This is a genomic window from Microbispora sp. NPDC049633 (genome assembly GCF_040675265.1).
Lineage (GTDB): Bacteria > Actinomycetota > Actinomycetes > Streptosporangiales > Streptosporangiaceae > Microbispora > Microbispora maris.
In genome coordinates this window covers 1-26,857 of record NZ_JBFAOO010000101.1, presented here as the reverse complement: position 1 = coordinate 26,857, position 26,857 = coordinate 1, and the positions used below count along the sequence as shown (strand labels likewise).

Sequence of the window (26,857 nt, the reverse complement as noted above, 5' to 3'; positions counted from 1 at the left end):
CCGGAGTCGGGTGGCACGAGCGGCGGCACCGGTGGCGGCGGAGTCACCGGGCCACCCGTCCGGGGCGACGGGACGGACGCCGGTGGGGATTCCCGCCGCGCGGCCGGGGCGGGGGCGGTGTTCACGGGAGCGGCGAGCGGCATGCCGAACGACGAGGGGGGCCGGTGTGCCGGCCGCTGCGCCCGGGCGGGGGCCGGCCTGTTCAGCGCGTCCAGGAGCCGCTGCCTGGTCTCGGTCGTGAGGTCGGCCACCGGGGGACGGGAGAGAATCTGCGGAACGGTGTATCGGATGTTGATGGGCCGCTTGCACACCACGCAGGTCACGATGTGCCGGAGCAGCGCCGTACGTGCGGCCCCGAAGTCGGCCGCCTCGCCGTGCTCGTCGGGGAACACGGCGGCGGCCAGCGGACCCAACTCCGGGCAGATCGGACGACCCCGGGCGAGGCCGTCCAGGCCGCTGACGAGGATCTCCACCACGTCCTGGGTACGCGCGATCAGCCTGCCGGCCTCCTTGGCCGGCAGGGCGAGCACGTACACGAGATCCCGCAGCGGGAGTTCGTGACGGTAGAGCAGGCGCAGCGCCTCGGCGCCCAGCGGATCCGCCAGGCTCCACGCACGCCGCACCGCCCGGGGGTCGGGTCCGCCGGAACCGGGCCCGGGCAGGAATCCCCGCCCCGGGCCGGTGGCGCACTCACGGCGCAGCGCGGACAGCAGCCAGGCCCGGTCTGAAACGTTCCCGGGCAGTTCGCGGGCGGCGCACGACTCCAGCGCGGCGATCACCGCCGCGAGCATGGGGGCGGGCTCGAGGTGGCAGGAGGCGTAGTCGACGAGGTGGGCGCCGTGCTCGTCAACCCATGCCATCCCCCGGCCGGGGTCGAGCGTCACATCCCCGGCGGGCGGGTTCATGCGCACCGGAACAGGGTGAGGAGGGTGGCGACGGCGGCATGTTCGGCCAGAGCATCACTGTGACTTAGGCGTCGCACTTGCCTAACAGGAAATCTTGATGCATACCGATACATAGAACGAGATCTTAGACTGACTGCGATGTGTTGGGAAGGAAAAGAACCATAGAAATCACGAGTTGAGGATAAGCCGCAAATAACACCGATATGGTCATCCGAAAGGGACCCAGAAGAGGTGCCCGTTATCTTCTCTCCGCTTGTCTGGAGAAGTGCCGGATTCCACCTGGTTCGACCGTCTCGCCAGCCGGATGACCTGGTGTTTCATTCTGCTTTCACAACATCGGACGCGTCCAGTGGCGCACGGGTTCCCATGCCCGTCTTTCCCCGGCCACCCGATAGACACATCCGATGTGAATAGCCTTCATATACCCGGGGAATAACCAGGGTTCCGCACTTTTCCGGCATTACAGCATGCGTACGACCGGTCTCGGGGTGAAGCAGCCCCGGCCGCCCGGCGAAACGATCTCGCGATTTACCCGCGAGCCGCAACCGCGGGCGGGATCGGCCGCGAAGAGGTACGCGTGGAGACCGTCGTCGTGCTGTTCAACCGGGACCTGCGAATTCACGATCACCCGGCGCTCTGCGAGGCGTCCGCCGTGGCCCGGCACGTCGTTCCGATGTTCGTGTTCGACTCCGCGATCGCCGCCCGGCATCGCCGCGACTTCCTCCACGCGTCGCTCCACGACCTGCGGGCGTCCCTGCGCTCGCTCGGCGGCGACCTCGTCGTACGGCACGGCGATCCCGTGGCCCAGGCCGTACGCACGGCCGGAGAGACGGGCGCGTCGGCGATCTGGGCGAGTGAGGACGTCAGCCCGCTGGCGCGGCGCCGGGAGCGGCGCCTCGCGGACGAGTGCCGGGCCCACCGGCTGGAGTTCCGCCTCTTCCCCGGCGTGACCGTGGTGCCCCCCGGCGCACTGCGGCCCGGCGGCGGGAGCCACTACCGGGTCTTCTCGCCGTACTGGCGTGCCTGGTCGGGCACCGCGAAACGGCCGCTCCTCGGCGCGCCCCACCGCATGCGCCTGCCGCCCGGCATCGACCCCGGCGTCCTTCCCGAGGCGTCCCCCGAGCCGTACGGGATCGTGCGGGGCGGGGAGAGCGAGGCGCGGCGGCGGCTGCGGCAGTGGGTGAGCGACGGCCTCGCCGCCTACGCCGAGACGCGCGACCGGATGGCGGGGCGCACCTCGATGCTCAGCGCCTATCTCCACTTCGGCTGCGTGTCGCCCCTGGAGGTGGTGGACCGCTCCTGCGAACGGCCGGGCGGCGAGGAGTACGTCAGGCAGCTGTGCTGGCGCGACTTCCACTACCAGGTGGTGAACGCCTTCCCCGAGATGGGCCGGCGCGACTACCGGCCGGGAGACGTGGAGTGGCGGCGCGACGAGGAGACGGAGGCCGCCTGGCGGGAGGGCCTGACCGGGGTTCCCATCGTGGACGCGGGCATGCGCCAGCTTCTCGCCGAAGGCTGGATGCACAACCGGGTGCGCCTGGTGACCGGCTCCTACCTGACCAAGCGGCTCGGCATCGACTGGCGGGCCGGGCTCGAACACTTCGCCGAATGGCTGCTCGACGGCGACATGCCCAACAACTGCGGCAACTGGCAGTGGGTCGCCGGGACGGGCAACGACACCCGGCCCTACCGCAAACTCAACCCACTCCGGCAGGCCAAGAAGTTCGACCCCGAGGGCGAGTACGTGCGGCGCTATGTCCCCGAGCTGGCGTCCCTTCCCGGCGACCTCGTCCACGAGCCGTGGAAGGCCCGCGGCCCGATCCCCGGCTACCCCGCCTCGCCTCTCGGCGGCGAGCTCAGGGGCTGACCCCGCCGGACCCGTCAGACGGACCGGCGGTGGACCTCGTCCACCCGCTCGGTGAGGCCCCTGCGGTCGAGGTGCTCCAGCAGCGGCACCGCGACCCTGCGGCTGGTGCCGAGCGCGCTCCTGGCCTGGCTGACCGTGAACGGCTGCGGCAGCCGGGCCAGCAGCGCCGCCGCCCGCGCGTCGGCCCCGGGCGCGAGCACGACGCCCTCGGCCACACGCAGCAGCGCCCCGGCGCGTACGGCGGCGGCGAGCTCGCGCGGCCCGAGCCCCAGCTCGGTCAGCCGCCCGGCCTCCGGCGCCTGGAACGGAGCCCCGGCCAGGTCGTCCAGCAGGGTCCGCACCGCGCGGGCGACCGGAGCGGGCAGCCCCGCGATGCCCGCGGGGGCGCGGCCCGTCGTGCTGATCCGCCCGTCGGCCACCGTCAGCGGCGGCCGTACGAGCGCCGCCACGAGCCTGCGGTCGGGCAGGCCGAGCTCGTGGCGGGCGGCCTCCACCGGCATCCCGGGCTCCAGCGGGTGATCGGCGGCGTACCGCCGTACGACCTCCGGGAGCCGGGCGGACAGCGCCGACCAGTGATCGGGGTCGGCGTGCCAGCCGGCGGCCACCGGCCGTCCCCCGGGCGGGCAGCCCATCGCGACCAGCTCGCCCTCGCGCAGCAGCAGGTGCGTACGCAGCAGGGAGGCGGCGTCCGCCGACGCGTCCGCCAGCCCCCTGGCCCGCTCCCTGGCCGCCCCCCGGCGGCGCAGCTCCGGGGGCCGCACGTCCAGCACGGTCGCCCGCGCGAGCACCCGCAGCTCGCCGTGCCCGCGGCCCGGGTCCCGCAGCAGCAGCGTGTCTCCCAGGTGCAGGGGAAGCGGCCGGGCCAGGCGCAGCCGGGCCGCCGCCCCCTCGGCCTCGGCGCCGAGCGAACGCACCTCGCACGGCACCGACGCCGAGCCGATGTGGGCGGTGAGCCGCGCGGGAAGCGGCCCGCGGGCGCCCACCTCCATCGTCACGCGCACGTCGGCCAGGTCCGTCGTCGTCCAGGCGCCGGGCGTGACGAGGGCGCGCCCGCGTTCCGGCGCGATCCGCCCGCGCAGGTTGAGCGCCACCCTCGCGACACCGGTGACCGACTCGACGTGCTCCTTCAGCGACTCCAGGGCGCGCACCCGCACCGGTTCGCCGTCCAGCTCCAGCTCGTCGCCGACCTCGACGCGCCCGGCGGGCAGTGTGCCGGTCACGACGGTCCCGCTGCCGCGCACGCTGAACGCCCGGTCGATCCACAGCCGCACGGGAGCGTGCGGATCGGGCGCGGGCAGCGCCGCCACCAGCCGGTCGAGGGCGGCGCGCAGCCCGTCCAGGCCCTCGCCGGTGCGCCCGCTCACCGCCAGGGCCTCCATCGGGCCCAGCCCGGCCTCCGCCAGCCGGTCACGCGCGTCCTCCAGCGCGGGCGCGGGGTCGGCGAGGTCCGCGCGGGTGACGGCGAGCAGGCCGTGCCGTACGCCGAGGGTGCGCAGCGCGACCAGGTGCTCCTCCGACTGGGGCATCCACCCCTCGTCGGCGGCGACGACGAACATCACGGCGGGCACCGGGCCGACCCCGGCGAGCATCGTGCCGAGGAACCGCTCGTGGCCGGGCACGTCGACGAACGCCACCCGCTCCCCGGAGGGCAGTGCCGTCCAGGCGTAGCCCAGCTCGATCGTGAGGCCGCGCCGCCGCTCCTCCTCCAGCCGGTCGGGCTCCATCCCGGTCAGCGCACGCACCAGCGTCGACTTGCCGTGATCGACGTGCCCCGCCGTGGCCACGACGTGCATCAGCCGGCCACCCTCAGGACGGCCTGCAGGACCTCGCCGTCCCGCTCCGGCGGCACGGCGCGCAGGTCGAGCAGCAGACGGCCGCCCTCGACCCGGCCGACGACCGGCGGCTCGCCTAGCCGCAGCGGTACGGCAAGCCGCTCCGGCAGGCTCACGGCCACGCTCGGGAGGCGCACGCCGGGGGCCCCGCCCCCGCCCACGGTGGCGTCCGCGTGCACGGCCGCCGCGTCCACACGCGCCTGGCACATCGCCTTCGCCAGCGCCTCGGCCCGCTCGCCGAGGATGAGCGGATCGGCGTGGAGAGCCTGCCGTACGGGGGGCTCCGGGCCCCGCAGCGTCGCCTCGAGCGCGGCCAGCGTCAGCTTGTCCACCCGCAGCGCCCGCGCGAGTGGGTGCCGCCTGAGCCGTTCGACGAGGTCGCGGCGGCCGAGCAGGAGTCCCGCCTGCGGGCCGCCGAGCAGCTTGTCACCGCTCGCGGTGACCAGGTCGGCGCCGGCCCGCAGCACGCTCGTCGCGTCGGGCTCCTCGGGCAGCAGCGGATCGCGGTCGAGCAGGCCGGACCCGATGTCGACGACCACGGGCACGCGCAGCCCGGTCAGCTCGGCCACCTCGACCGAGCCGGTGAAGCCCTCGACGCGGAAGTTCGACGGGTGGACCTTGAGCACGAACCCCGTCTGCGGCCCGATCACGTCCCGGTAGTCGGCCAGGGCGGTGCGGTTGGTCGTGCCCACCTCCCGCAGGCGCGCGCCGGTGGACACGAGCAGGTCGGGAATGCGGAAACCGTCGCCGATCTCGACCAGCTCACCCCTGCTGATCACGATCTCCCGCCCGGCCGCGAGCGCGGTGGCGGCCAGCACGAGGGCGGCGGCGTTGTTGTTGACCACGTGCACGCCCTCGGCGGCGGGCACGGCCGACGCGAGCGCCTCGACCGCGCCGCGCCCACGGCGCGCCCGTGCCCCCGTGACCAGATCGAATTCCACGTCCGTCGCTCCCGCCGCCACCGTCACCGCCTCGACGGCGGCCGGGGACAGCGGCGCACGGCCCAGGTTCGTGTGGAGCAGCACCCCGGTCATGTTGAGCACAGGACGCAGACTCGTGGCGTGACGCGGCAGCGCCGCCAGCGCGACCTCGACGACGTCCTCCGGTTCGATCTCGCCCTGCCGCACCCGCTGCTGCGCCCGCGCGACCGCGTCCTTGACCGCCGGGCGGCCGAGCCGTTCGACGGCGGCGGCCAGCCGCGGATCGGCCAGCACGGCGTCGGTGCGCGGCACCCGCCTCCGTGGATCCACACTTCAAATTACAGCGACGGCGCACGGCCGCCCCGCAGGGCGGTGCCGTGCGCCGTCGGGGCGCGCCGGCCGGGGGCACGACGGCGCGCCGGCTTGTCGGCTCTGGCAGCGGACGGGAGACGTCGTCTGTACCACCGGCTCGTCGCGGTTCAGGACCTCGATCTCAGCGGGGTCCTTCCTCCTTGACGGGAGACGGCCATGCTGGCCGATCCGGCTTGGAGATCACTTGACATCGTCTTGCAACTCGGGCCACAGCACGTCATTGACACGACCGGAGGCGGATCTTACGGTGCTTGTGTTCTCATTTGAGGAAGCAGTTCATATATGTGACCGATAGGAGCTCGCGATGCCACCCCTGGCCCCGTCGATAGGCCGGCGGCAGGCGCTGGCCGGCGCCGCCGGCGCAATCCTCGGCCTCGTTGTCGCGTCACCCGCACGCGCCGCCCACGTCCACCCCTTCGGCCGGTACGGCTCGCCCCGCCACCGGCTGAACACCCGGACGCTGTACGTGGACGCCCAGGGCCGAGGGGACCACACCACCGTCCAGGCGGCCGTCGACGCGACCCCGGACTCGCCTGCCGAGGGCTGGACCCTCGTGATCGCGGCCGGGACCTACCGGGAGACCGTCCTCGTGCCACAGGCCAAGACCGGCCTGTGCCTCCTGGGAGCGACCGGCGACGCGCGCGACGTCGTGATCGTCTATGGCAACGCGGCCGGCACGCCCAAGCCGGAGGGCGGCACGTACGGCACCAGCGGCAGCGCCACCACCACGATCCAGGCCGACGGCTTCACCGCCGCCCACGTCACGTTCGCCAACGACTGGCTGCGGGCCGACCATCCGGAGATCACGGGCACCCAGGCGGTGGCGGCGAAGGTCATGGGCGACCGGTCGTACTTCGAGAGGTGCCGGTTCCTCGGCCACCAGGACACGTTGTACGCCGACACCCGCGCCCTGACGTCCTTCGCCCGGCAGTACTACCGCGAGTGCCACATCGAGGGGGATGTCGACTTCGTCTTCGGCCGCGCGACCGCCGTCTTCGAGCGATGCGAGCTGACCACCCTGGCCAGGGACGTGACGTTCCGTCCGTACGGCTTCGTGTTCGCGCCGAGCACGGCGGCCGCCAACCCCCACGGCTACCTGGCGGTGCACTGCGTGGTCAACGGGACGGCGGCCGACGCGTCCTTCGGCCTGGCCCGGCCCTGGCGGCCCAGCAGCGACCCGACCGCCCTCCCGTCACTGGTCGTACGCGAGACCTGGATGGGGCCCTCGATCGACGCGGCCACGCCGTACGTGGACATGAGTTCGGGGTACCACTGGCAGGACGCGCGGTTCGCCGAGTTCCGCGACACCGGCCCGGGCGCCGCGATCCCCGTCCCCGAGAACCGCCCCCAGCTCACTCCTCAGCAGGCCGCCGAGCACACCCCCCGCGCCTACCTCGGCGACTGGCGCCCCGGCACCGCCCCGCTCCCCCGCCCGGTCGGCGGGCGGTGATCCGCACAGGCTTCCAGGATCCTTCCCACAACGCGGACAGTGGAAGCGCGCGCATCCGATCAGGCGGGACCGGACACCTGACGCACGAGCCAGACGATCACCAGAGCTCACGACCTCGCCTGACGGGATGTCCCGGGGTCCTCTCCGGACCCCGGCTCGCGGCGGCGCTCGGCGGGAGGAGAACCACCACCCGGCTCACGACGGCTGGAGTTGTCGCCGCCCCCCACCAGGACTCAGCGGATGAGATCCCGCCCGTCGCGCCGATCAGGGCTCGTCGGTGAACAATTCGGCGGCCGAGGTCACGGTGACCGCCCGCCGTGCCCATTCGTCGAGCCGCTCCAGATCTGTGCAGGCGGTGATGCGATCACGATCGGCGTCCGAGACCGGAATATCCCGCACATCCAGAATGGTCAGCACCGCCCGCGCCTCCCCCTCGGCGCGGCCCTCCTCTCGGCCCTCCTCGCGGCCTCTCCCGTAGTGTTCACGAGCGAAGGGGCTGTAGACCGGCCAGGCAGTGGACTCCATCATCTCCTCCATGACACGTCGGGCAGCCTCAGAGGCCAAGCGGTAAGCGTATTCATAATATTGCGGAGCGTGATCGCCCGGGAGATACTCCAGCGCGGAGATGAATGCCCTGACGACGGAGATGTCGCCACCATGGCTCATCACGGACAATGCGGCCAGCTCCGGATGCTCAGCCGCCTGTTCGGCCTTGGTGACCACCGGGATCTCGGCCGGGCCGATCACTCCGCACCGCAACCGGAAGCCGGGCAGACTGGTGTCGATCGGCTTCGCGGCCCACTCGGCCGTCCGCCCGTCCGGGCAGATCACCAGCACTGTGACCGGGCAGTTCACCTGCAGCCACAACGCGGCCGCATAACGGGGCAGCGCCTCCCTTTTGGGCGGCGTCCTGCCGCTGCTGGATCTCCACGACGATCGCATGCACCGGATGATGCCGGGGCCCTACCGTGATCACGGTGTCCGGGTGAAGATCGATCGACGTGCGATCGTTGAGCTCATTACCGACCACCTGGACCGGCAGGTCTTCCGGCACGGGAATGCGCAGAGCCTGGCACATCTCAAGGGCGAATCGGGGCCTGTTGCGGAACAGCAGGTTGAGGGTGTCATGCCGAGGGGACGGCATGACACGTAAGGTTATCGTCTCGCTATATTCAGTCACTCTCGATTCGATACCTGATCCTCACCCAATCGCCGTCACGGCGGAGACCAGGGCCGCGCGCTATGGCCGGCGGGGAGCGGAGGTGGACGGGAATCGAACCCGCCAGGCCGAGGACCTCGGCCTCGTCGGTTTTGAAGACCGCGGGGGCCACCAGGCGCCCACACACCTCCAGGGAGCAACCTAGCCGGAACGGGGTAGGGACCCCCCGACGCCCCCGGTGTGGCGCGGCGGACGAACGACGACCCGGAGCGGGGGCGGCATGACCGAGACGGCGGAGCGGGCCGGAATCCGGCTGACCCAGCAGGCGCACGGCGGCGGCTGCGCCTGCAAGATCCCGCCGGGCGAGCTGGAGAGCATCGTGGCCGGGCTCGTGGCCCCCGATCCGTCGGCGTACGCGAACGAACTCGTCATCGGGCTGGACGACGGCGACGACGCGGCCGTGGTCAGGATCGAGGGCGGCCGGGCGGTCGTCGCCACGGCGGACTTCTTCACCCCCGTTGTGGACGACCCGTACGACTGGGGGCGGATCGCGGCCACCAACGCGCTCTCCGACGTGTACGCGGTGGGCGGCGAACCCGTCGTGGCGGTGAACCTGCTGGGCTGGCCCAGGGAGAAGCTGTCCATGGACCTCGCCAGGAAGGTGCTGCGCGGGGGCCTGGACGTGGCGCGGGCGGCGGGCTGCCACGTCGCGGGTGGTCACAGCGTGGACGACCCCGAGCCGAAGTACGGCATGGCGGTCACCGGCCTGGCCGACCCGGACCGGCTGCTGCGCATCGACGCCGGCCGGCCCGGCGTGCCGATCTCCCTCACCAAACCGCTCGGCGTCGGTGTGCTCAACACCAGGCACAAGGCGACCGGCGAGGTGTTCCCGCAGGCGATCGAGGCGATGACGACGCTCAACCGGGACGCCTCCCGGGCGGCGCTGGCGGCCGGGGCCCGGTGCGCGACCGACGTGACCGGCTTCGGCCTGCTCGGCCACCTGTACAAGCTGGCCAGGGCGAGCGGCGTCACCGCGGTGGTCGACGTGGCGGCCGTGCCCTATTTGGAGGGGGCGCGGCAGGCGGTCCACGACGGCTACGTCAGCGGCGGCACCCGCCGCAACCTGGAGTGGGTGCGGCCCCACCTCGACCCGGACGGGTACGCGGAGGAGGACCTGCTCCTGCTGGCCGACGCCCAGACCTCGGGCGGCCTGCTCGTCGCCGGCGAAGTCCCCGGCGCGCCCGTCGTCGGCGAGCTCGTCCCGGCGGAGGCCACCGCGATCCGGCTCGCCTGACGCCGGCCGTCGCCCACGCTCACCCGTGATCCCCCGGGTGGTCACGTGGTAGACCCGGGACATGCGACCTGAGCCCGGTGAGGTGCTGCATTTCTCCGAGGACCCCGAGATCGCGCGGTTCGTCCCGCATGTGGCGGCCACCGCACGGCAGCCGGAGGCGTACGTCTGGGCGGTCACGGCCGAGCGCTGCCCCGGCTACTGGTTCCCCCGCCAGTGTCCGCGCGCCATGGCCTGGACGACCCCGGCGACCACGGACGACGACCGGGAACGCGTCATCGGCCCGGGCTGCGGCGAGCGGGTCCACGCCATCGAGTACGGCCGGCTCAACGCGTTCCTGACCGTCCGCTTGTACGCCTACCGCTTCCCGCCTCCGCAACGCCCGGCCCCGGCCTGCCTGAGAATCCTCCGTGCCGGGATGCGGGCCCTGGGCGCCCTGCCCCTGGTCGGGATCGCTCCCTCGACGGGCCCGTACTGCGCGCCGCCTTTCTCACGGCACGCCGACCCGCCGGTTAGCGGCCGGGGACGGAGGCGGGGCGGCCGGCGGTCACCCGCTCACGCTGGGGGACGACGGTGTACTTGGGGTCCTCGGCGGAGGCCCGGCCCGCCTCCAGCACGCCGAAGCGGGTGCACAGGGCCCCGGCCGTGATGGCGAGCCCGGACAGGGCGGTGAGGGCCCGGCTGCGCCCGGCGACCGTGGCGAGCAGCCCGCCGCCCAGCGTGAGCATGCGGGACGCCCGCATGAGCCTGCCCGCCCTGCCCTGCCGGTACGGTTCGCCGACCAGTTCGAGGCGGCGCTCCATCAGCCCGCCCACGACGACCTCGGCCATGGCGCCGGCCGCCGCGGCCGCGCGGGCGGGCGCCGCCTGCGCCCGGGGCGTCGTCAGCATCAGGGCCGCACCCGCGGAGGCGAGCGCGCTCCCGGAGAACAGGAACGGCAGTTCGCGCATCCCCTCATGCCAGACGGGAACGGCGGTGTCGGCCAGCAGGACGGCCGTGTAGGTGGCCATCGCCACCCCGCTCAGGCCGCTCGCCAGCGTCGCGGCGTCACCCGCGAGGGGCAGCAGGCCGGTCACCGCGGAGCCCGCCGCGATGCCGGTCAGCCCACTGTGGGCGGCCAGCGTCCAGGACCCCACGCTCATCGGCGAGGTGACCTTGAACACCCGCAGCATGTTGAGAAAGCGCATCGGCCTGCCCAGCTCGGCCACCAGGAAGACGGTTCCGGCGCTCGCCCCGGCGAAGGCGGCCACCCGGGCGGCCAGTTCCAGCCGATCCCGGCCGGCGAGGCGGGCGGCCGCCGCCATCGCACCCGCCGCGCCGGACAGCCCGCCCAGATAGAGGTACGCCGGCATGTGCGGCTCGTGCCAGATGGGCCGTTTGATAATCGGCTGGCCGTAGTACGACCGGAACTCGGCGTCCGGCACCATCTCGTCCCGGCGCCTCGGCATCAGGCCCTCCCCATTGTCGCCATCGCACTCGCCCGCTTCTCGGACAACCCCGTCAGCTCCTCTTCCCGAGGAAGCAGGCGGCGACGCCCGCGGCGAGGGCGAGCGCCGCGCCGCCCGCCCAGCGCCACATCGCGGGCAGGTCGCGCGTGGTCACCACGGGATCCGGCGGCAGGCCGTACGTCTCCGGCTCGTCGAGCAGGAGGAAGAACGCGCCCGTGCCGCCCACCCCGTTGTCCGGGTTCTCGCCGTACAGCCGGGCCTCGGTGACGCCCTCGGCGTGCAGCCGCTCGACCCGCGCCTCGGCCCGCTCCCGCAGCTCGTCGAGCGGCCCGAACTGGATCGACTTGGTCGGGCACGCCTTGGCGCAGGCGGGCTCCATGCCGCCGCGCAGCCGGTCGTAGCAGAGCGTGCACTTCCAGGCCCGGCCGTCGTCCTCTCGCCGGTCGATCACGCCGTACGGACAGGCGGGAACGCAGTAGCCGCAGCCGTTGCAGATGTCGGACTGGACGACGACGGTGTCGAACTCGGTGCGGAACAACGCGCCGGTGGGACAGACGTCGAGGCAGGCGGCGTGTGTGCAGTGCTTGCACACGTCCGACATCATCAGCCAGCGGCCGTCCTGCTCGACGAACGCGACATGCCGCCAGGTGCTCGCGCCGAGCGCGCCGGTGTTGTCGTAGGAGGTGGCCCGGAACACGAACCCGTCGTCGGGCACGTCGTTCCACTCCTTGCAGGCCACCTCGCAGGCCTTGCAGCCGATGCAGATGGTCGTGTCGGTGAAGAAGCCCATCCGCTCAGCCATCGCGATACCTCTCGATCAGGTCGAGCAGCGCCCCGCCGCGCGGGCGCCGCCCCGGCAGGACGTCGCAGGTGCCGGCCTTGCTCTCCTGGATGTAGACGTTCGGGTCGAGCACGATCGACGACAGGTCGTTGACGACGTCGCCGGTGACGACCCCGCCGCTGCTGTATCCCCAGTGGTACGGCATGACGATCTGGTGGACGACCTGCCCGTTCAGCCGCAGCGGCCGCACCCGGCCGGTCACGAGCACCCGCAGCTCGATCGCGGTGCGGGCGGTGACGATCGTCGCCCAGCCGCCGTTCTCCAGCCCGATCTCCTCGGCCATCTCCCGCGACACCTCGCAGAACGCCTCCGGCTGAAGCTCCGCGAGGTACGGCAGGGGCCTGCTCATGGCGCCCGTCGTGTGATGCTCGGTGAGCCGGCTCGTGGTGTAGACGTACGGGAACCGGGGCGACAGCGCGGGGTTGTACGGGTTCTCCGGCCGGTCGACGGTCCGGCGGGCCGGGTTGGCCCGCTGCCCGTACAACGCGTTGCGCACCGGCGACTCGTGCGGCTCGTAGTGGGTGGGCAGCGGCCCGTCGGACAGGCCGGCCGGCACGTACAGCCAGCCCTTGCCGTCCGACTGCATGATGAACGGGTCGGTGCCGGCCAGCGCGTGCTCGGCCTTGGCCCCCTCGGGCGGCCGGTAGTCCGGCGCCTTGTCCTCCTCGAAGTCCGGCACGTCGGGTCCGGTCCACCGGCCCTTCTCCGCGTCCCAGTAGACGTACTTCTTCCGCTCGCTCCACGGGCGGCCCTGCGGGTCGGCCGAGGCGCGGTTGTAGAGGATGCGCCGGTTGGCCGGCCAGGCCCAGCCCCATTCGAGGGCGACCGGCCCCTGCTCGGTGTGCGACTTGCGCCGGGCCGCCATGTTGACGCCGTCGGCGTACACCCCGCAGTAGATCCAGCAGCCGCAGCTCGTCGAGCCGTCGGGCTTCAGCTCGCGCAGCGACGCCAGCGGCCGGCCGTCGGCGGCGGTGCCGTTGATCTCGCGCAGGACGGCCTCGGCGTCGGGATCACACTGCTCGCCGATCTCCGGGTAGTCCCAGGTCAGCTCCATCACCGGCCGGTCGATCTCGTCGTCGCCGAGACGCTGCCTGATCCGCTTGCCGAGGTGGTAGTAGAACCACAGGTCGCTGCGGCAGTCGCCCGGCGGGTCGAGGGCCTTCTCCCGCCACTGCAGCAGCCGCTGGGTGTTGGTGAACGTGCCCTCCTTCTCCACGTGGCTCGCGGCCGGCATGAAGAAGACCTCGGTGCCGATCTCCTCGGTCCGCAGCTCGCCCGTCTCGATCTCGGGCGCGTCCTGCCAGAACGTCGCGGTCTCCACCAGCATGAGGTCGCGGACCACCAGCCAGCCGAGGTTGGCCAGGCCCAGCCGCTGCGCCTTGCCGTTGGCCGAGCCGACGGCCGGGTTCTCGCCCACGACGAAGTAGCCCTTGACCGTGCCGTCGATCTGGCCCATCACCGTCGCGTAGTGGCCGTGGTCGCCGGTCAGGCGCGGCAGGTAGTCGAAGCGGTAGTCGTTGTCCTCGGTCGCCGCGTCGCCCCACCACGCCTTGAGGAGGCTCACCATGTACGCCCGCCGGTTGCCCCACCAGCCGGTGTCGGCGCCCTCCCGCTCCAGGTAGTGGTCGAGGCCGTCGTGCCGGTGGGCGTGCGGCATCGCGATGTATCCCGGCAGCAGGTTGAACAGCGTCGGGATGTCCGTGGAGCCCTGGATGCTGGCGTGGCCGCGCAGCGCCATGATGCCGCCGCCCGGCCGGCCCATGTTGCCCAGCAGCAGCTGCAGGATCGCGGCGGCCCTGATGTACTGCACGCCGACCGAGTGCTGCGTCCAGCCCACCGAGTAGACCCACGCCGTGGTCCGCTCCCGGCCCGAGTTGGCCGTGATCGCCTCGGCCAGCTCGTGGAACCGCTCCGGCGGGATGCCGCACAGCTCCTCGACCATCTGCGGCGTGTAGCGGGAGTAGTGCCGCTTGAGGATCTGGTAGACGCAGCGCGGATCGGTCAGCGTCGGGTCGCTCGGCGGAGACGCGCTCGCGCCCGCGCCGCGCGCGCCGTAGGAGTCGGACCCCGCCGCCTCCGCGTGGCGCTCGCCGCCCTCGACCGGCTCCTCCTCCTCGGGCACGTCGCCCTCGTACGCCCAGGTCGACGGGTCGTACCTGCCGGTCTCCTCGTCGAAGCCGGAGAACAGGCCGTCGAGGTCCTCGGTGTCGCGGAAGTCCCTGTTCACCAGGGTCGCGGCGTTCGTGTACGCGAGGACGTACTCCCGGAAGTCGAGACCGTTCGACAGCACATAGTTGATCAGCGCGCCGAGCAGCACGATGTCGGTGCCGGCGCGGATCGCCAGGTACCTGTCCACGGTCGCGCTGGTCCGGCTGAAGCGCGGGTCGATGTGGAAGACCTTGGCGCCGCGCTCACGTGCCTCCATCACCCACTGGTACCCCACCGGATGGCACTCGGCCATGTTGGAGCCCTGGATGACGATGCAGTCAGCGTTGGCCAGGTCCTGCTGGTACTGCGTCGCGCCGCCACGCCCGAAGCTGGTCCCCAGACCGGGGACGGTGGAGGAGTGTCATATGCGCGCCTGGTTCTCGACCTGGATCGCGCCGAGGGCGGTGTAGAGCTTCTTCATCAGGTAGTTCTCTTCGTTGTCGAGCGTCGCCCCGCCCAGGCTGGCGATGCCCAGAGTCCTCCTGACCTCTTGCCCCTCGTACGTCTGCTGCCAGGTCTCGCGCCGGGTCCGCACGACGCGGTCGGCGATCATGTCCATCGCGGTCTCGAGGTCGAGCGGCTCCCACTCGGTGCCGTACGGCCTGCGGTAGAGGACCTTCGTCTGGCGGCCGGGGTGGGTGACGAGCTGCTTGCCGGCCGATCCCTTGGGGCAGAGCCGTCCGCGGGAGATCGGCGAGCCGGGGTCGCCCTCGATCTGGGTGACCTTGCCGTCCTTGACGTAGACGAGCTGGCCGCAGCCCACGGCGCAGTACGGGCAGACGGAACGCGCGACGGTCTCGGCGTCCTCGACCCGGGGCCGGAGGGCGTCCGTACGCGCCGAGCGCGCCGCCCGCCCCCTGCCGTCCTCTCCCTTGAGCTGCCGGATCACCGGCCAGCGGGAGAGCCATCCACCACCCACGACGCCTGTCCTGCCCCGGCCGCCGCGCCCTAATCATGGGAATTGGCCGGTTTGGCGGGAGGTGACCGCCCGCAGATAGCCGCGGGCGAGGGCGCGACGTCCCGACGAACGGTGCAGCTCGCCGAGCATCCGCCGCGTCGCGGCCTCCCCGCTCCGGTCGCCGAGCTGCCGGAAGATCGCCAGCGAGCTCTCCAGCCGGGCCGAGCCGTGCCGCCAGTCGCCCCTGGCCGCCTGGAGCCCGCCCAGGCCCTGCATCGCGTACGCCGCGCAGTGCCGGTCGCCGAACCCCTCGAATATCGTCAGCGCGCGGCCCTGGGCGCGCATCGCCCGGCCGGTCTCGCCCGCGAGGTCGTGCAGACGGCCCATCTGCAGTGACACGCAGCCCTCCCGGTGGGCGTCGCCGAGCTCCCGCGCCATGCGCAGCGCGCCGCCGAGCCAGTCGGCGGCGCCGGTCAGGTCGCCCGTGCTCAGGCAGGTGCGCCCGAGCGCCTGCCGCGCGTACGCCTCGCCCGACCGGTCGTCCAGCGACACGAACATCCCGAGGGCCCTGCGGAAGTGCCGGGACGCGGCGGCCGGATCGCCCCGGAACTGGCCGACCGCACCCAGCCCGCAGACCGACACGGCCTCGCCCCTGACGTCCCCGAGCGTACGGAAGATCACCCGGGAGCGGCGGAACATGTTCGCGGCCTGGGCGTACCTGTCCCGGTAGAGGGCCACCTGGCCGAGCCCTCGCAGCATCGCGGCCTCACCCGCCCGGTCCCCGGCGGCGCGGGCGGCCTCCAGGGCGACGAGATGGGTCTCCTCCCAGGCGCCGGGATGACAGCGCAGGTCGAAGTACGGCACGAGCGCCGCCGCCAGGCCCCAGGCGGCGCCGGACAGCCCCGCGTCCGCGGCCAGCCGTACGGCCTCGACGAGGGTCTCGTGCTCGGCGCCGAACCAGGAGACCGGGTCGGCGGCCACCCGGCGCAGGGCGTCCTCGGGCAGCCGCCAGCGCCGGGCGGCGGGCGAGCTAAGGCGGAAGACCGTGGTGGGCAGCCGGGCCGTGGCGTGCTCGGCGGCGGCCGTCCAGCCCGCGAGCACGCGCGCCAGCGCGGGCATGTCCACCTCCCCCGCCTTGTCCCTGGCGTCGACGCGCAGCAGGTCGGGCAGCCGGTAGCGGGGCTGGCCGAGGGGGTCGGTCCCGACCGGGCGCAGCAGGTTCGCGTCGACCAGCTCGTCGGTCACGTCGTCGCTGCGGTGCCGGTCGAGCACGGCGTCGACCACCCAGCCGGGCAGCGGCCGGGTGCCGAGCAGGCCGAGCGCGCGGAACGTGCGCGCGGCGTCGTCCGGCAGCAGGCGGTAGCTGCGGTCGAAGGACTCGCGCACCTCCAGGTCGCCGGCGCGCAGCTCGCCGAGCCTGGCCGTCTCGTCGTCGAGCCGCCTGCGCAGCACGGCCGGGGACCAGCCGGGGCGGGCCGCGAGCCGCGCCCCGGCCACCCGGATCGCGAGCGGCAGCCGGCCGCAGGCCCGCACGATGGCGGCGGCCTCCTCCGGCTCCCGTTCCAGCCGCTCCGCGCCGACGATGGCCGTCAGCAGCCGCAGCCCCTCGGCCTGCGGCAGGACGTCCAGGTCGATCCGGGCGGCGCCGGGCAGTTCGGTGATGCGGCGCCTGCCGGTCACGACGACGGCACTGGCGCCGCCGGGCAGCAACGGCCGCACCTGGGCGGCTCCGGCCGCGTCGTCGAGCACGACGAACATCGGCCGTTCGGCGAGCAGCGTGCGGTAGAGCGCGGCGCGTTCGTGGACGGTGGGCGGCGGCGGCTCGGCCGCGCCCAGCGCGCGCAGCGCCTCGGCCAGCAGCTCCCCCGGCCCGGCCGGCGACCCGGCGGCGCCGTCGGGCGGCGCGGTGCCGCCCAGCGACAGGAAGAGCTGGCCGTGGGGGTACGCCTCGTGGACGGCGTGCGCGCACCGCACCGCGAGCGCGGTCTTGCCGACGCCCGGCGGCCCGGTGACGACCGCGACCCCGCCGGGGGCGAGCGCCCGGGTCAGCGCCGCGACCTCGGCGGCCCGCCCGGTGAAGTCGACCAGGTCCGGCGGCAGCTGACGTGGCACGACCAGGGCCCTGCCGTCCGGCGGGCCGGGAACCGCCGGGGGCGCCGGGCCGGCGGGCGGACCGGACTCGCCGGGAGACCCCGTGGCGCCGGGAGAACCCGGAGCGGCCGCGAGCGCGGGGGCGGCGAGGAAACCGGGCGGCGCGGGCGGTCGAGGGGGCGGCTCCCCGGCGAGCACGGCCTCGTGGGCCCGGCGCAGCTCGGGCCCCGGCTCGATGCCGAGCTCGTCCACGAGCTGCTCGCGGATCGCCGTGAAGGCGTGCAACGCCTCGCCCTGCCGCCCCGACCAGTGCAGGGCCAGCATGAGCCGGCGCCACAGGTCCTCGCGGAACGGGTGGTCGGCGAGCAGGGCGCGCAGCTCCCCGGCCGCCTCGCCGTACTCCCCTGCGGCCATGCGCAGCTCGACCAGGTCCTCGGCGGCGCGCAGCCGGGCCTGGGCGAGCCGGTCGAGCCGCCGGTCCCACAGCGGGCTGCCGGGCAGGTCGGCCAGCGGGACGCCCTGCCACAGCGCGAGCGCCCGCGCCAGCAGTTCCGCCGCCTCGTCCGGCCGCCCTCGCGCCCGGCACTCCCGCGCCGCGGTGACCCGCTCCTCGAACAGCAGCAGGTCGAGCTCGTGCGGCGGCAGCTCGATCGCGTACCCCGCGCCGACGGCCCGGATGCGGGCCGGGGTCGTCGCGAGCTCCGCGCGCAGGGCGCTCGCGTACGTGCGGAGGTTGGCCGCCGTCGAGCGCGGCGGACGGTCCGGCCACAGCACCTCGGCGAGCTCGCCGCCGCCGACCGTGTGGCCGGCGTGGAGGAGGAGGGTGGCCAGGAGCATGCGGGGTTTCGGGCCGCCGAGCCGTGGTGACGCCCCCGGCAGGCGGACCTCCAGCGGACCGAGCACGCTGAACATGGGCTGATCGACTGTCATGACCGCGTTGCTCCTCGAAGGACCGGTTCGCCATGACTCGCCCACCCTTTGTACCGACTCTTGATGTTTTTTGTGCACCGGTTTCCGACTCTTTTGGGTCATGAGACTCAAATCGCTTGTCACGGCGGGCCTCGCGGTGGTCCTCGGCCTCGCGTTCGGCGCCGCCACCGCCCCGGCGGCCTCCGCGGCGGGTCCGCGGCCGGACTTCCAGATGCCGTTCCCCTGCGGTCAGGCGTGGACCGGCAACTCGAGCGCCAGCAGCGCCCACCAGTCGTACGAGATCGACTTCAACCGGGGCGGCACGGCCGACGCGGACCTGGGCGACACGGTCGTGGCGGCGGCGGCCGGCACGGTCGTCATCTCGGCCCACCAGGGCTCGGCCAACGGCTTCGGCAACCTCGTGAAGATCGACCACGGCGGCGGATGGTCCACCTACTACGCCCACCTGCGCGTCCGGTCGGTGAGCCAGGGGGCGCAGGTCTCCCAGGGCCAGAAGATCGGCGAGGTCGGCAACACCAGCAAGCCCGGCAACAACATCGCGCCGCACCTGCACTACGAGGTCCGCACGACCGACACGTCCTACCCCGCCAACATCCAGAAGGCGGTGTTCAACGGGGTCACCTTCGGTTACCCCGCGCAGACCGTGACCTCGCACAACTGCGGCGGCGGATCGGCCAACCCCTACACCCCGCAGGAGGTCTGCGGCAGCGGCTACTCGGTGATCGACTCGGCCGCCCTCGGCACGGCGGGCACGGTCTACCTGCTCTACAACTCCGGCAACGGCGACAACTGCGTGGTCACGATGAAGAAGACCTCCCTCGGGACCGCCACGGCGACCAGCGCGTACCTGGAAGTCCAGGGCAGAAACCGGGTGACCGACTCCGGCAACTACGGCTACTACGCCGGACCGGTCCGCGCGTCGGCCGCCGGCACCTGCGTCAAGTGGGGCGGCAAGGCGGGCTCGGCGGGCTACGACAGTCCCTTCGAGCACTGCGGCTGACCGTCATGACCGAACCCCTGGTCGTCCGCGTGTCCCGACGTACGGCCCTGACCGCCGCCGGCGTCGTGACGTTCCTGCTGTGCCTTGCCGGGTTCGTTCCTGCCGGGCTCGTCCCGGCCGGGCCCGCCTCGGCCGCCGAGGGCCCGCTCGCCGCCGCCTTCACGCGGGCGGCGGCGGACCACGGCGTCCCCCGCGACCTGCTCGTCGCGCTCGCCTACGCCGAGACCCACCTCGACGGCCACGACGGCCGGCCGAGCGCGAGCGGCGGGTACGGCGTGGCGCACCTGGTCAGCAACCCCACGGCGCACACCCTGGAGGAGGCGGCGCGGCTTACCGGCGCGCCGATCGCCTCGCTCAGGACCGACGACGCGGCCAACGTCGCGGGCGCGGCGGCCGTCCTGCGCGCCAGGGCCGACGCCCTGGGCCTGGACGCCGCCGCCCGCGCCGACGCCGGACGCTGGTACACCGCCGTCGCGCGGTACGGCGGGGCGAGCACCCCCGAGGTCGCCCGGCTGTACGCGGACGCCGTCTACGACCTGCTGTCGGCCGGGTTCACCGCGCGGACCCCGGCGGGCGAGACGATCACCGTGGCCGCCCGCCCGGTCGCGCCGGACCGGGGAACCCTCGCGGGCGCCCGCGACCTGGACCGGCCGGAGAACCGCACGCTCGCCGCGGCGGCCGTCGACTACCCGGGCGCGACGTGGGTGGCGGCCAGCAGTGCCAACTACACGGTGTCCAACCGGCCGGCGAGCGACTCGATCGACCGCATCGTCATCCACGTCACCCAGGGCTCGTACGCCGGGACGATCTCCTGGTTCCAGAACCCCGCCGCCCAGGTGTCGGCGCACTACGTCGTACGGTCCTCCGACGGCGCGGTCACCCAGATGGTGCGGGAGAAGGACCGGGCCTGGCACGCGGGCAACTCCGACTACAACCACCACTCGGTCGGCGTCGAGCACGAGGGCTACGTGGACGACGCGTCCTGGTTCACCGACGCGATGTACCGCTCCTCGGCCGCCCTCGTCCGCTCCATCGCCACCCGTTACGGCATCCCCAAGGACCGGTCGCACATCGTGGGGCACAACCAGGTCCCCGGGAGCGACCACACCGATCCCGGGCCGCACTGGGACTGGAACAAGTACATGCAGTACGTCACGGGCGGCGGCGGGACCGGCAACCCGTACACGCCCGAGCAGGTGTGCGGCAGCGGCTACTCGGTGATCGACTCGGCCGCCCTCGGCACGGCGGGCACGGTCTACCTGCTCTACAACTCCGGCAACGGCGACAACTGCGTGGTCACGATGAAGAAGACGTCGCTGGGCACGGCCACCGCGACCAGCGCATATCTGGAGGTCCAGGGCAGAAGCCGGGTGACCGACTCCGGCACCTACGGCTACTACGCCGGACCGGTACGGGCGGCCGCGGCCGACAAGTGCGTGAAGTGGGGCGGCAAGGCCGGGTCGTCCGGCTACGACAGCCCCTTCGAGCACTGCGGCTGACCGCTTCCGGCATCTTGTTCGGGCCCCCGCGCGCCGCATCGCGCGGGGGCCCTCGCACGGGATCTGGGAGATTTCTGAGAGCTTGGGCTCCGCGGGGTGTAGAGCCCGCAGGGCGGGCATTAAGGGCCTGATCCGGCACTCTTCGTGGGCGGCTCATGCCCGCGGGACCCACCCTCACACAGAGGACATCGATGAGCGACCAGCCGCCCGAGTGGGCGAGAAATCTTGAGAAAGCGGCGATCGAGGCGGCCAGGGCCGTCGAACGCGCCGGCCGCGCCCTCAGCAAGGCGGTGGAGCAGGCACAGCGCACCGCCAAGGCCCAGGCGGCGATGGCGGCCGCCTACCAGGCGGACCTCGAGGCGCTGGAGCAGGTGCTCCGGGCCCTTCCCGCCGAGCAGGTCAGGGACATCTCGGCGGCCGCCGCGGTGGTGACGGCGACCGCCGACCAGGTGCTCACCCAGACGCCGAAGGACGACCGGTAGGGCGTACGTGCGTACGGCTCGTAGACGTTCTCGCGGGACCGGCGCCGGCTGTCCACAGCCTGTGGACGACCGTTCGGCCCTTCGGCAGGCCCGCAGGGGGTGGGCCGCCCCGGCGCGGGCCCGGCGGCGCACCTCGCGCGGGGCGGCTTTCCGGCTTCTAGTGTCACTCCCATGAACACGCCAGAAATCGGAGGAATCGCCGGGTGGGCGATGGAGCTCACCGAAACCCTGGGCGCGCCGGGCGCCGGTCTGGCGATCGCCCTGGAGAACCTGTTCCCGCCGCTGCCCAGCGAGATCATCCTGCCGCTGGCAGGGTTCACCGCGTCACGCGGGGACATGAGCCTGGTCGCCGCCCTCCTGTGGACGACCACGGGCTCCGTCGTGGGCGCGCTCGCGCTGTACTGCGTGGGCGCGCTGCTCGGCCGGGAGCGTACGCTGGCCCTCGCGCGGCGCCTGCCGCTGGTGAAGACCGCCGACATCGAGAAGGCGGAGGCATGGTTCGCCCGGCACGGTGTGAAGGCGGTGTTCTTCGGGCGCATGGTCCCCGTTGTCCGCAGCCTGATATCGGTTCCCGCCGGCGTAGAACGCATGCCGATCGGCACCTTCCTCCTGTTCACCACGCTCGGCAGCCTGATCTGGAACACCGTGTTCGTGCTGGCGGGTTACCTCCTCGGCGAGAGCTGGCACCTCGTCGAGGAGTACATGGGCATCGTGTCCAAGGTATTCGTGGCGGCCGTCGTGCTCGTCGTCGTCCGGTTCGTGGCCGTTCGGCTGCGAGAACGGCGCGGCCAGCAACGCGACGTCGGCTGACCGGCCGCTTCCCGCGCTGACCCAGGTGCCGGGTGAAGAACCGCGGCGATCTGCCAATCCCGAACTCGCGGATCTCCCCGAGCTTGCCGGCGTTGGCGGATAGTCAGAGTCGCGGGGCGAGGTCCGCGCGCCTGGCCGCGGCGACCACCGAGACCCAGGCCATGGCGACCAGCACGCCGACGCACAGGGTGAGGGAGCCCGCCCGGCCGCCGGACATGGCCCAGGCGTTGCCGAGCAGCAGAGCCAGGCCGCCGAGACGGGAGGCGACGGCGTGCCCGCCCCGCCCGGCGCGGGCGAAGTGGCGGCCGAGGACGAAGCAGGCCGCGATGAGCGCGGTGAAGGCCACCGACCCGGCCGCCATGTGCAGCATCGCGTGCCAGCTCATCCCGGCCGGGGCTCCCATCGGGGTGCCCGCGGGGAAGCCGTCCCCCGGGTCCATGACGAAGAGCCCGGCCGCCGCGAGTCCGGCGCCCTCGACGAGCAGCAGCCGGGGCGCCCAGGTCCCGCCGGGGGTGCCGCGCATGGCCCTGCGCAGTCCGATCGCCCCGGCGACCGTCAGCACGGCGGTGATCAAGAAGTTGGCGATCTGCAGCCAGCCGAGGTCGCCGGTGCTCAGCATGCTCAGCGGATGACGGAGCAGGTCGAACCCCTCCCGGGTGAACGCCTGCGCCAGCGAGACGACCCCGAAGACGGGCGTGGTGAGCACGGCGCAGGTGAGCAGCGCACGCGTCGACCTCGTCGAGGCCGGCGCGGCGGGTTCGAGCGTGGCCGGAGCGGTGGCCTGGAGGGCGGGCTGCGTGGCGGGCTGAGCGGTGGGCTGAGCGGTGGGCTGAGTGGTGGGCTGAGCGGTGGGCTGAGTGGTGGGCTGAGTGGTGGTCATGGCCGTTCCCTTCGTCGGTGTCCGGCCCTCGCGCCGGCTCGGTGTCCCGGCCGGCATGTCGTCCGGCCTTCGCTTACGCGTCGAACGGCCGCCGCGCGCTTCGACCACCTGAGACGTCCGCCCCTGCTCTCCCCTGCCGACCTGCGGCGCGAGCCGGGAACGCGCATTCCCTGTCACATGCGCATTCCCTGTCACATCCCCGCGAAGTCCCTGGTCAGAGCGTGTCAGGATCGGAGTCCGTCGATCACGGCCCCTCCCGTACGACGTGTAGGTAACGCAGAAAGAAGGAGAACGACCGATGCGGTTCCTGATGACCACCAAGGGCACCGACCCGAACCCGGACGCGGCGATGATGGCCGAGATGGGTGCCTTCATCGAGGAGATGACCAGGGCCGGCGTGCTGCTGGCCACCGGCGGGCTGGAGCCGGGCGGCGTACGGATGATCTCCTCGGCAGGCGAGATCACCGTGACCGACGGCCCCTTCACCGAGGCCAAGGAGGCGATCGTCAGTTTCGCCCTGATCGAGGCGCGTTCTCGCGAGGAGGCCGTGGAGCTGGCCCGCCGCTTCTGGCGGATCGTCGGCGACGGCGAGGGCATGGTCCAGCAGGTGTTCGGCCCCGAGGACGTTCCCGGGCCCGACTCCCGCTGACGTACGCGCCGGGTTGCGCGGCGGGCGGGCCGGTGCTGTCATCGACCGATGACGTCCCTGGACGCCCATCGCGTCATGGACGCGATCTGGAAGATGGAGTCCGCGAGGATCGTGGCCGGCCTCGTGCGGATGGTCGGCGACGTGGGCCGGGCGGAGGAACTGGCCCAGGACGCGGTCCTCGCCGCATTGGAACAGTGGCCGGAGGCGGGCGTCCCGGACAACCCGGGCGCCTGGCTCATGGCCATCGCCAAGCGGCGCGCCGTCGACCACCTGCGCCGGGAGGAGCGGCGCGACCGCGGTCAGGAGCAACTCGCCCACGATCTCGTCACCCGCGCGGACGACGGCGCCCGCGACGTGGACGACGTGCTGGGCGCGCTCGACGGGGAGGTCGGCGACGACGTCCTCCGGCTGATGTTCGTCTCCTGTCATCCGGTGCTGTCCACCGAGGCCCGGGTGGCGCTCACGCTGCGCCTGATCGGCGGCCTGCGGACCGACGAGATCGCGCGGGCCTTCCTCGTCGCCGAGAGCGCCGTCGCCCAGCGGATCGTGCGGGCCAAGCGGGCGCTCGCCGACGCGCGGGTCCCCTTCGAGGTTCCGTCGGGGCCGGATCGGGCGGCCCGGCTGTCGTCGGTGCTCGAAGTGATCTATCTGGTGTTCAACGAGGGATACGCGGCGACGGCGGGCGACGACCTGATGCGCCCGTCCCTCTGCCTGGAGGCGCTGCGCCTGGGCCGCGTCGTGGCCGAGCTGGCCCCGGGCGAGGCCGAGGTGCACGGCCTGGTCGCGCTGATGGAGTTGCAGCAGTCGCGCTCGGCCGCGCGCACCGGCCCGTCGGGAGAGCCCGTGCCGCTGCATGAGCAGAACCGCGGGCGCTGGGACCCGCTGCTCATCCGGCGCGGCGTCGCGGCGCTGCTGCGGGCCCGGGAGGCGGGCGGCCCCCTCGGCCCGTACGTGCTGCAGGCGGCCGTAGCGGCCTGCCACGCGCGGGCCGCCACGCCGGAGGAGACCGACTGGCCGCAGATCGCGGCGCTGTACGAGGCCCTCGTGAGGGTGCTGCCCACACCGGTCGTCCAGCTCAACCGCGCGGTCGCGCTCGCCATGGCTTACGGGCCGCGCGCCGGCCTCACGCTGGTGGAGACGCTGACCACGGAACCCGCGCTGAAGGGGTATCACCTGCTGCCCGCCGTACGCGGGGACCTCCTGGCCCGGCTCGGGCGGCACGGCGAGGCCCGGGCGGAGTTCGAACGCGCGGCGTCCCTCACCCGCAACGCCGCGGAACGGGCGGTGCTGCTGCGCCGCGCCGCGACCTGCGCCGAGGATGCCGGACCCGCGAACACCGCGGAGACCGCGGAGACCTTGAACACCGCGGAGACCGCGGAGACCTTGAAGACCGCGGAGACCTTGAAGACCGGCCGGACCGGGCCGGCGGACTCGGGGAAGCGTGTCACACCCGCCACCCGGGGCGGGCCGGCGAGCGGTCGGCGGGCGGCGGAGGCGGGAGTCACGCTCGGCGAAGCCATGCGGCTCTTCCTCGCGCGTCCCGATCTGAGCGCCGACACCGTCCGCTCCTACAACCAGACCCTGTCACGGCTGTGCCGGCACCTCGGCGAGGACGTCCCGCTGCGGGACGTGACGTCCCACCTGGTCGCCGAGATCTTCGCCGCCGCCTGGGGCACGGCGGCGGGCGCGACCTGGAACCGCCACCGCGCGGCGCTGCGGTCGTTCGCGTCGTGGGCGGCCGAGCACGGCTGGGCCGCCGCCGGCCTCGCCGCCCCGCTCGACCGGCGGCCCGAACCCCGCGCCCGCATCCGCCCCATCGACCGGTCGCTGCTGCGGGTCCTGTGGGAGCGGCCGGAGACCCCGCTGCGCGAGCGCACACTGTGGCGGCTGCTGTACGAGAGCGCGGCCCCGGCCGAATGGGCGCTCTCGCTCGACGTGGAGGACCTCGACCTGCCCGGCATGCGCGGCGAGGTGAGGACCAGGGGACACCGGTTGCGCTGGCAGTCCGGGACGGCGGCGCTCCTGCCCCTCCTCGTCGGGGACCGCCGCCGGGGCCCGCTGTTCCTCGCCGACCGCAGACCGGGATCGGGCCGCATGCCGGCCGCGGCCGACCTCTGCCCGCACACCGGCCGGGGCCGCCTGTCGTACGAACGGGCGGAGTACCTGTTCAAACGGGCCACCAGGGACCTCGACCCGGAGGGCGGCGGCTACACGCTCCACCGCCTGCGCCACTCGCGCCTGGCGCATCTCGGTGAGGACGGCTGGTCCGCGCCGATGCTGATGTCCCTGTCCGGCCATGCCAGCGCCCGGACTCTGCACGGATTCGTCCGGGTCCCGCGACCTGCGGATACCGTTGCCTGAGTGGGGAGGAAAGCGGCATATCTCAAGGACGTCCTGCTGTGGGCCGTCCTCGGCGTACCGGTGGTGTGGGCGAGCCTCACCCACACCCTGGCCGGCGCCTACACCTGGCCGGAGGTGATCGCCGGGCTGGCGGCGATCGGCGCCGCCGTCGCACTCGCCCGGCCCCGGCCGCTCGGGGCGATGCTCGTGGCGGCGGCCCTGTGGGCGGGCTCGGTGGCCGTACGGGGCGACCCCACCGTCTTCTTCCTGGCCCTGGTGGTGATGAGCTACCTGGCCGGAGTGCGCATGGCCCGCGCCCGGCCCGCCCTGCTCGGCCTGTCCGCCGCCGCCGTCATCGCCGCGGTCGTCGTCCCGCTCGTACGGTGGCTTCTCGCGGCCCAGTGGGATCCGGGCGCGTGGTTCTTCGCCGTCACGGGGATCGGGCTATTCGGCCTCGTCCCCTGGCTCGCGGGCCACGCGCGGCACCAGAGCCTGGCCCTGACCAGGGCGGGCTGGGCACGCGCCGGGCATCTGGAGCGTGAGCGGCGCATGCTCGCCGAGCAGGCGAGGCTGCGCGAGCGGGCCGCCATCGCGAGGGACATGCACGACCTGCTCGGTCACGACCTGAGCCTGGTCGCGCTGCGGATCGGCGCGCTGGAGGTCGCCGCCGGCCTGCCCGAGTCGCACCGCCGGGCGGCGGGCGAGGCCCGCGTGGCGGTCACGGCCGCGGCGGAGCGTCTGCGCGACATCGTCGACGTGCTCAGAGACGGCGACGGTCCCGGCGCCGCGCACGCGCGCATCCCCCACGAGAACGCTGCGCACGCGGACACGGCACGCGGAGACACCGCAAACGAAGACACGGCACGCGAAAACACGGCACGCGAAAACACGGCACACGAAGACACGGCGCACCCGGGTCCGGCCGTGGAGAGCGTGGGCGAACTGGTCCGGCGCGCCTCGGCCGCCGGGATGCCGGTCACGCTCC

18 protein-coding genes, 1 tRNA gene and 2 pseudogenes are annotated in these 26,857 nt (G+C 73.4%); 11 read left to right on the top strand and 10 right to left on the bottom strand.

The window, feature by feature from the left end:
* A pseudogene (locus AB0J39_RS24235) lies at nucleotides 1-911 on the bottom strand (hypothetical protein); the annotation flags it as partial.
* 571 nt (nucleotides 912-1,482) lie between these two features.
* On the opposite strand from AB0J39_RS24235, the gene AB0J39_RS24230 reads away from it, so the two are divergent.
* Nucleotides 1,483-2,772 carry a deoxyribodipyrimidine photo-lyase gene (locus AB0J39_RS24230; protein WP_363468450.1) on the top strand — a complete coding sequence of 430 codons (1,290 nt, stop codon included), beginning with the start codon at nucleotides 1,483-1,485 and terminating at the stop codon, nucleotides 2,770-2,772.
* Nucleotides 2,773-2,786: 14 nt separating this feature from the next.
* Here AB0J39_RS24230 and selB read toward each other — a convergent pair whose 3' ends face one another.
* Together selB and selA are read right to left on the bottom strand one after the other, a co-directional pair.
* Nucleotides 2,787-4,565 (bottom strand): selenocysteine-specific translation elongation factor, encoded by a 1,779-nt coding sequence (gene selB, locus AB0J39_RS24225; RefSeq protein WP_363468446.1) that lies wholly within the window; start codon nucleotides 4,563-4,565, stop codon nucleotides 2,787-2,789.
* On the bottom strand, nucleotides 4,565-5,854 hold the full coding sequence (selA, locus tag AB0J39_RS24220; RefSeq protein WP_363468444.1) for an L-seryl-tRNA(Sec) selenium transferase: 1,290 nt from the start codon (nucleotides 5,852-5,854) through the stop codon (nucleotides 4,565-4,567). The genes selB and selA overlap by 1 nt, the downstream gene beginning before the upstream one ends.
* Before the next feature lie 346 nt (nucleotides 5,855-6,200).
* Here selA and AB0J39_RS24215 point away from each other — a divergent pair, with 346 nt between their 5' ends.
* Nucleotides 6,201-7,346 carry a pectinesterase family protein gene (locus AB0J39_RS24215; RefSeq protein WP_363468442.1) on the top strand — a complete coding sequence of 382 codons (1,146 nt, stop codon included), beginning with the start codon at nucleotides 6,201-6,203 and terminating at the stop codon, nucleotides 7,344-7,346.
* A 264-nt stretch (nucleotides 7,347-7,610) separates the two neighbouring features.
* Here AB0J39_RS24215 and AB0J39_RS24210 read toward each other — a convergent pair whose 3' ends face one another.
* Both AB0J39_RS24210 and AB0J39_RS24205 read right to left on the bottom strand, forming a co-directional pair.
* Entirely contained in the window at nucleotides 7,611-8,288 is a 678-nt protein-coding gene (locus AB0J39_RS24210) for a hypothetical protein (RefSeq protein ID WP_363468440.1), read from the bottom strand.
* 315 nt (nucleotides 8,289-8,603) lie between these two features.
* A tRNA-Sec gene (locus tag AB0J39_RS24205) sits at nucleotides 8,604-8,696 on the bottom strand.
* An 89-nt stretch (nucleotides 8,697-8,785) separates the two neighbouring features.
* On the opposite strand from AB0J39_RS24205, the gene selD reads away from it, so the two are divergent.
* Together selD and AB0J39_RS24195 are read left to right on the top strand one after the other, a co-directional pair.
* Nucleotides 8,786-9,799 (top strand): selenide, water dikinase SelD, encoded by a 1,014-nt coding sequence (gene selD / locus AB0J39_RS24200; protein WP_363468438.1) that lies wholly within the window; start codon nucleotides 8,786-8,788, stop codon nucleotides 9,797-9,799.
* Between the two features lie 61 nt (nucleotides 9,800-9,860).
* Nucleotides 9,861-10,157: pseudogene (locus AB0J39_RS24195) on the top strand (DUF6886 family protein); the annotation flags it as partial.
* A gap of 151 nt (nucleotides 10,158-10,308) precedes the next feature.
* Here AB0J39_RS24195 and nrfD read toward each other — a convergent pair.
* From nrfD to AB0J39_RS24175, 4 genes are read right to left on the bottom strand one after another with little or no spacing between them, the layout of a single operon-like run.
* Nucleotides 10,309-11,244: an NrfD/PsrC family molybdoenzyme membrane anchor subunit gene (gene nrfD / locus AB0J39_RS24190; protein ID WP_363468436.1), complete on the bottom strand. Its 936-nt coding sequence runs from the start codon at nucleotides 11,242-11,244 to the stop codon at nucleotides 10,309-10,311.
* Between the two features lie 52 nt (nucleotides 11,245-11,296).
* Complete coding sequence (locus tag AB0J39_RS24185; protein ID WP_363468434.1) at nucleotides 11,297-12,046, bottom strand: 4Fe-4S dicluster domain-containing protein; 750 nt, start codon at nucleotides 12,044-12,046, stop codon at nucleotides 11,297-11,299.
* Entirely contained in the window at nucleotides 12,039-15,212 is a 3,174-nt protein-coding gene (gene fdh, locus AB0J39_RS24180; RefSeq protein WP_363468433.1) for a formate dehydrogenase, read from the bottom strand. Before fdh ends, AB0J39_RS24185 begins: the two co-directional genes overlap by 8 nt.
* Before the next feature lie 33 nt (nucleotides 15,213-15,245).
* Nucleotides 15,246-18,212, bottom strand: a complete 2,967-nt coding sequence (locus tag AB0J39_RS24175) for a BTAD domain-containing putative transcriptional regulator (protein WP_363468431.1) — start codon at nucleotides 18,210-18,212, stop codon at nucleotides 15,246-15,248.
* Between the two features lie 100 nt (nucleotides 18,213-18,312).
* On the opposite strand from AB0J39_RS24175, the gene AB0J39_RS24170 reads away from it, so the two are divergent.
* The 4 genes from AB0J39_RS24170 (at nucleotide 18,313) to AB0J39_RS24155 (ending at nucleotide 22,003) form a co-directional block, all read left to right on the top strand.
* On the top strand, nucleotides 18,313-19,212 hold the full coding sequence (locus AB0J39_RS24170) for a M23 family metallopeptidase (protein WP_363468430.1): 900 nt from the start codon (nucleotides 18,313-18,315) through the stop codon (nucleotides 19,210-19,212).
* 5 nt (nucleotides 19,213-19,217) lie between these two features.
* Nucleotides 19,218-20,711: a peptidoglycan recognition family protein gene (locus AB0J39_RS24165; protein ID WP_363468428.1), complete on the top strand. Its 1,494-nt coding sequence runs from the start codon at nucleotides 19,218-19,220 to the stop codon at nucleotides 20,709-20,711.
* 191 nt (nucleotides 20,712-20,902) lie between these two features.
* Nucleotides 20,903-21,193 (top strand): hypothetical protein, encoded by a 291-nt coding sequence (locus tag AB0J39_RS24160; protein ID WP_363468426.1) that lies wholly within the window; start codon nucleotides 20,903-20,905, stop codon nucleotides 21,191-21,193.
* Between the two features lie 171 nt (nucleotides 21,194-21,364).
* A complete protein-coding gene (locus tag AB0J39_RS24155; protein WP_363468424.1) occupies nucleotides 21,365-22,003 on the top strand; it encodes a DedA family protein in 639 nt (212 codons plus the stop codon).
* Nucleotides 22,004-22,106: 103 nt separating this feature from the next.
* On the opposite strand, the gene AB0J39_RS24150 is transcribed toward AB0J39_RS24155, so the two are convergent.
* On the bottom strand, nucleotides 22,107-22,883 hold the full coding sequence (locus tag AB0J39_RS24150; protein ID WP_363468422.1) for a DUF998 domain-containing protein: 777 nt from the start codon (nucleotides 22,881-22,883) through the stop codon (nucleotides 22,107-22,109).
* A gap of 298 nt (nucleotides 22,884-23,181) precedes the next feature.
* Between AB0J39_RS24150 and AB0J39_RS24145 the strand changes: the two genes are divergently transcribed.
* From AB0J39_RS24145 to AB0J39_RS24135, 3 genes are all read left to right on the top strand, one after another.
* Nucleotides 23,182-23,532 (top strand): YciI family protein, encoded by a 351-nt coding sequence (locus AB0J39_RS24145; RefSeq protein ID WP_363468420.1) that lies wholly within the window; start codon nucleotides 23,182-23,184, stop codon nucleotides 23,530-23,532.
* 48 nt (nucleotides 23,533-23,580) lie between these two features.
* Complete coding sequence (locus tag AB0J39_RS24140) at nucleotides 23,581-25,893, top strand: DUF6596 domain-containing protein (protein ID WP_363468419.1); 2,313 nt, start codon at nucleotides 23,581-23,583, stop codon at nucleotides 25,891-25,893.
* The coding region (locus AB0J39_RS24135; protein WP_363468417.1) for a histidine kinase dimerization/phosphoacceptor domain-containing protein at nucleotides 25,894-26,857 on the top strand (964 nt) is incomplete at its 3' end.

Coding starts and splice junctions, on each gene's coding strand:
- nrfD (WP_363468436.1), bottom strand. CDS start 11,244: ATGCCGAGGCGCCGGGACGAGATGGTGCCGGACGCCGAGTTCCGGTCG.
- AB0J39_RS24210 (WP_363468440.1), bottom strand. CDS start 8,288: ATGCGATCGTCGTGGAGATCCAGCAGCGGCAGGACGCCGCCCAAAAGG.
- AB0J39_RS24215 (WP_363468442.1), top strand. CDS start 6,201: ATGCCACCCCTGGCCCCGTCGATAGGCCGGCGGCAGGCGCTGGCCGGC.
- AB0J39_RS24140 (WP_363468419.1), top strand. CDS start 23,581: ATGACGTCCCTGGACGCCCATCGCGTCATGGACGCGATCTGGAAGATG.
- selB (WP_363468446.1), bottom strand. CDS start 4,565: ATGCACGTCGTGGCCACGGCGGGGCACGTCGATCACGGCAAGTCGACG.
- selD (WP_363468438.1), top strand. CDS start 8,786: ATGACCGAGACGGCGGAGCGGGCCGGAATCCGGCTGACCCAGCAGGCG.
- AB0J39_RS24160 (WP_363468426.1), top strand. CDS start 20,903: ATGAGCGACCAGCCGCCCGAGTGGGCGAGAAATCTTGAGAAAGCGGCG.
- AB0J39_RS24175 (WP_363468431.1), bottom strand. CDS start 18,212: ATGACAGTCGATCAGCCCATGTTCAGCGTGCTCGGTCCGCTGGAGGTC.
- AB0J39_RS24155 (WP_363468424.1), top strand. CDS start 21,365: ATGAACACGCCAGAAATCGGAGGAATCGCCGGGTGGGCGATGGAGCTC.
- AB0J39_RS24150 (WP_363468422.1), bottom strand. CDS start 22,883: ATGACCACCACTCAGCCCACCACTCAGCCCACCGCTCAGCCCACCACT.
- AB0J39_RS24170 (WP_363468430.1), top strand. CDS start 18,313: ATGAGACTCAAATCGCTTGTCACGGCGGGCCTCGCGGTGGTCCTCGGC.
- AB0J39_RS24145 (WP_363468420.1), top strand. CDS start 23,182: ATGCGGTTCCTGATGACCACCAAGGGCACCGACCCGAACCCGGACGCG.
- AB0J39_RS24165 (WP_363468428.1), top strand. CDS start 19,218: ATGACCGAACCCCTGGTCGTCCGCGTGTCCCGACGTACGGCCCTGACC.
- AB0J39_RS24185 (WP_363468434.1), bottom strand. CDS start 12,046: ATGGCTGAGCGGATGGGCTTCTTCACCGACACGACCATCTGCATCGGC.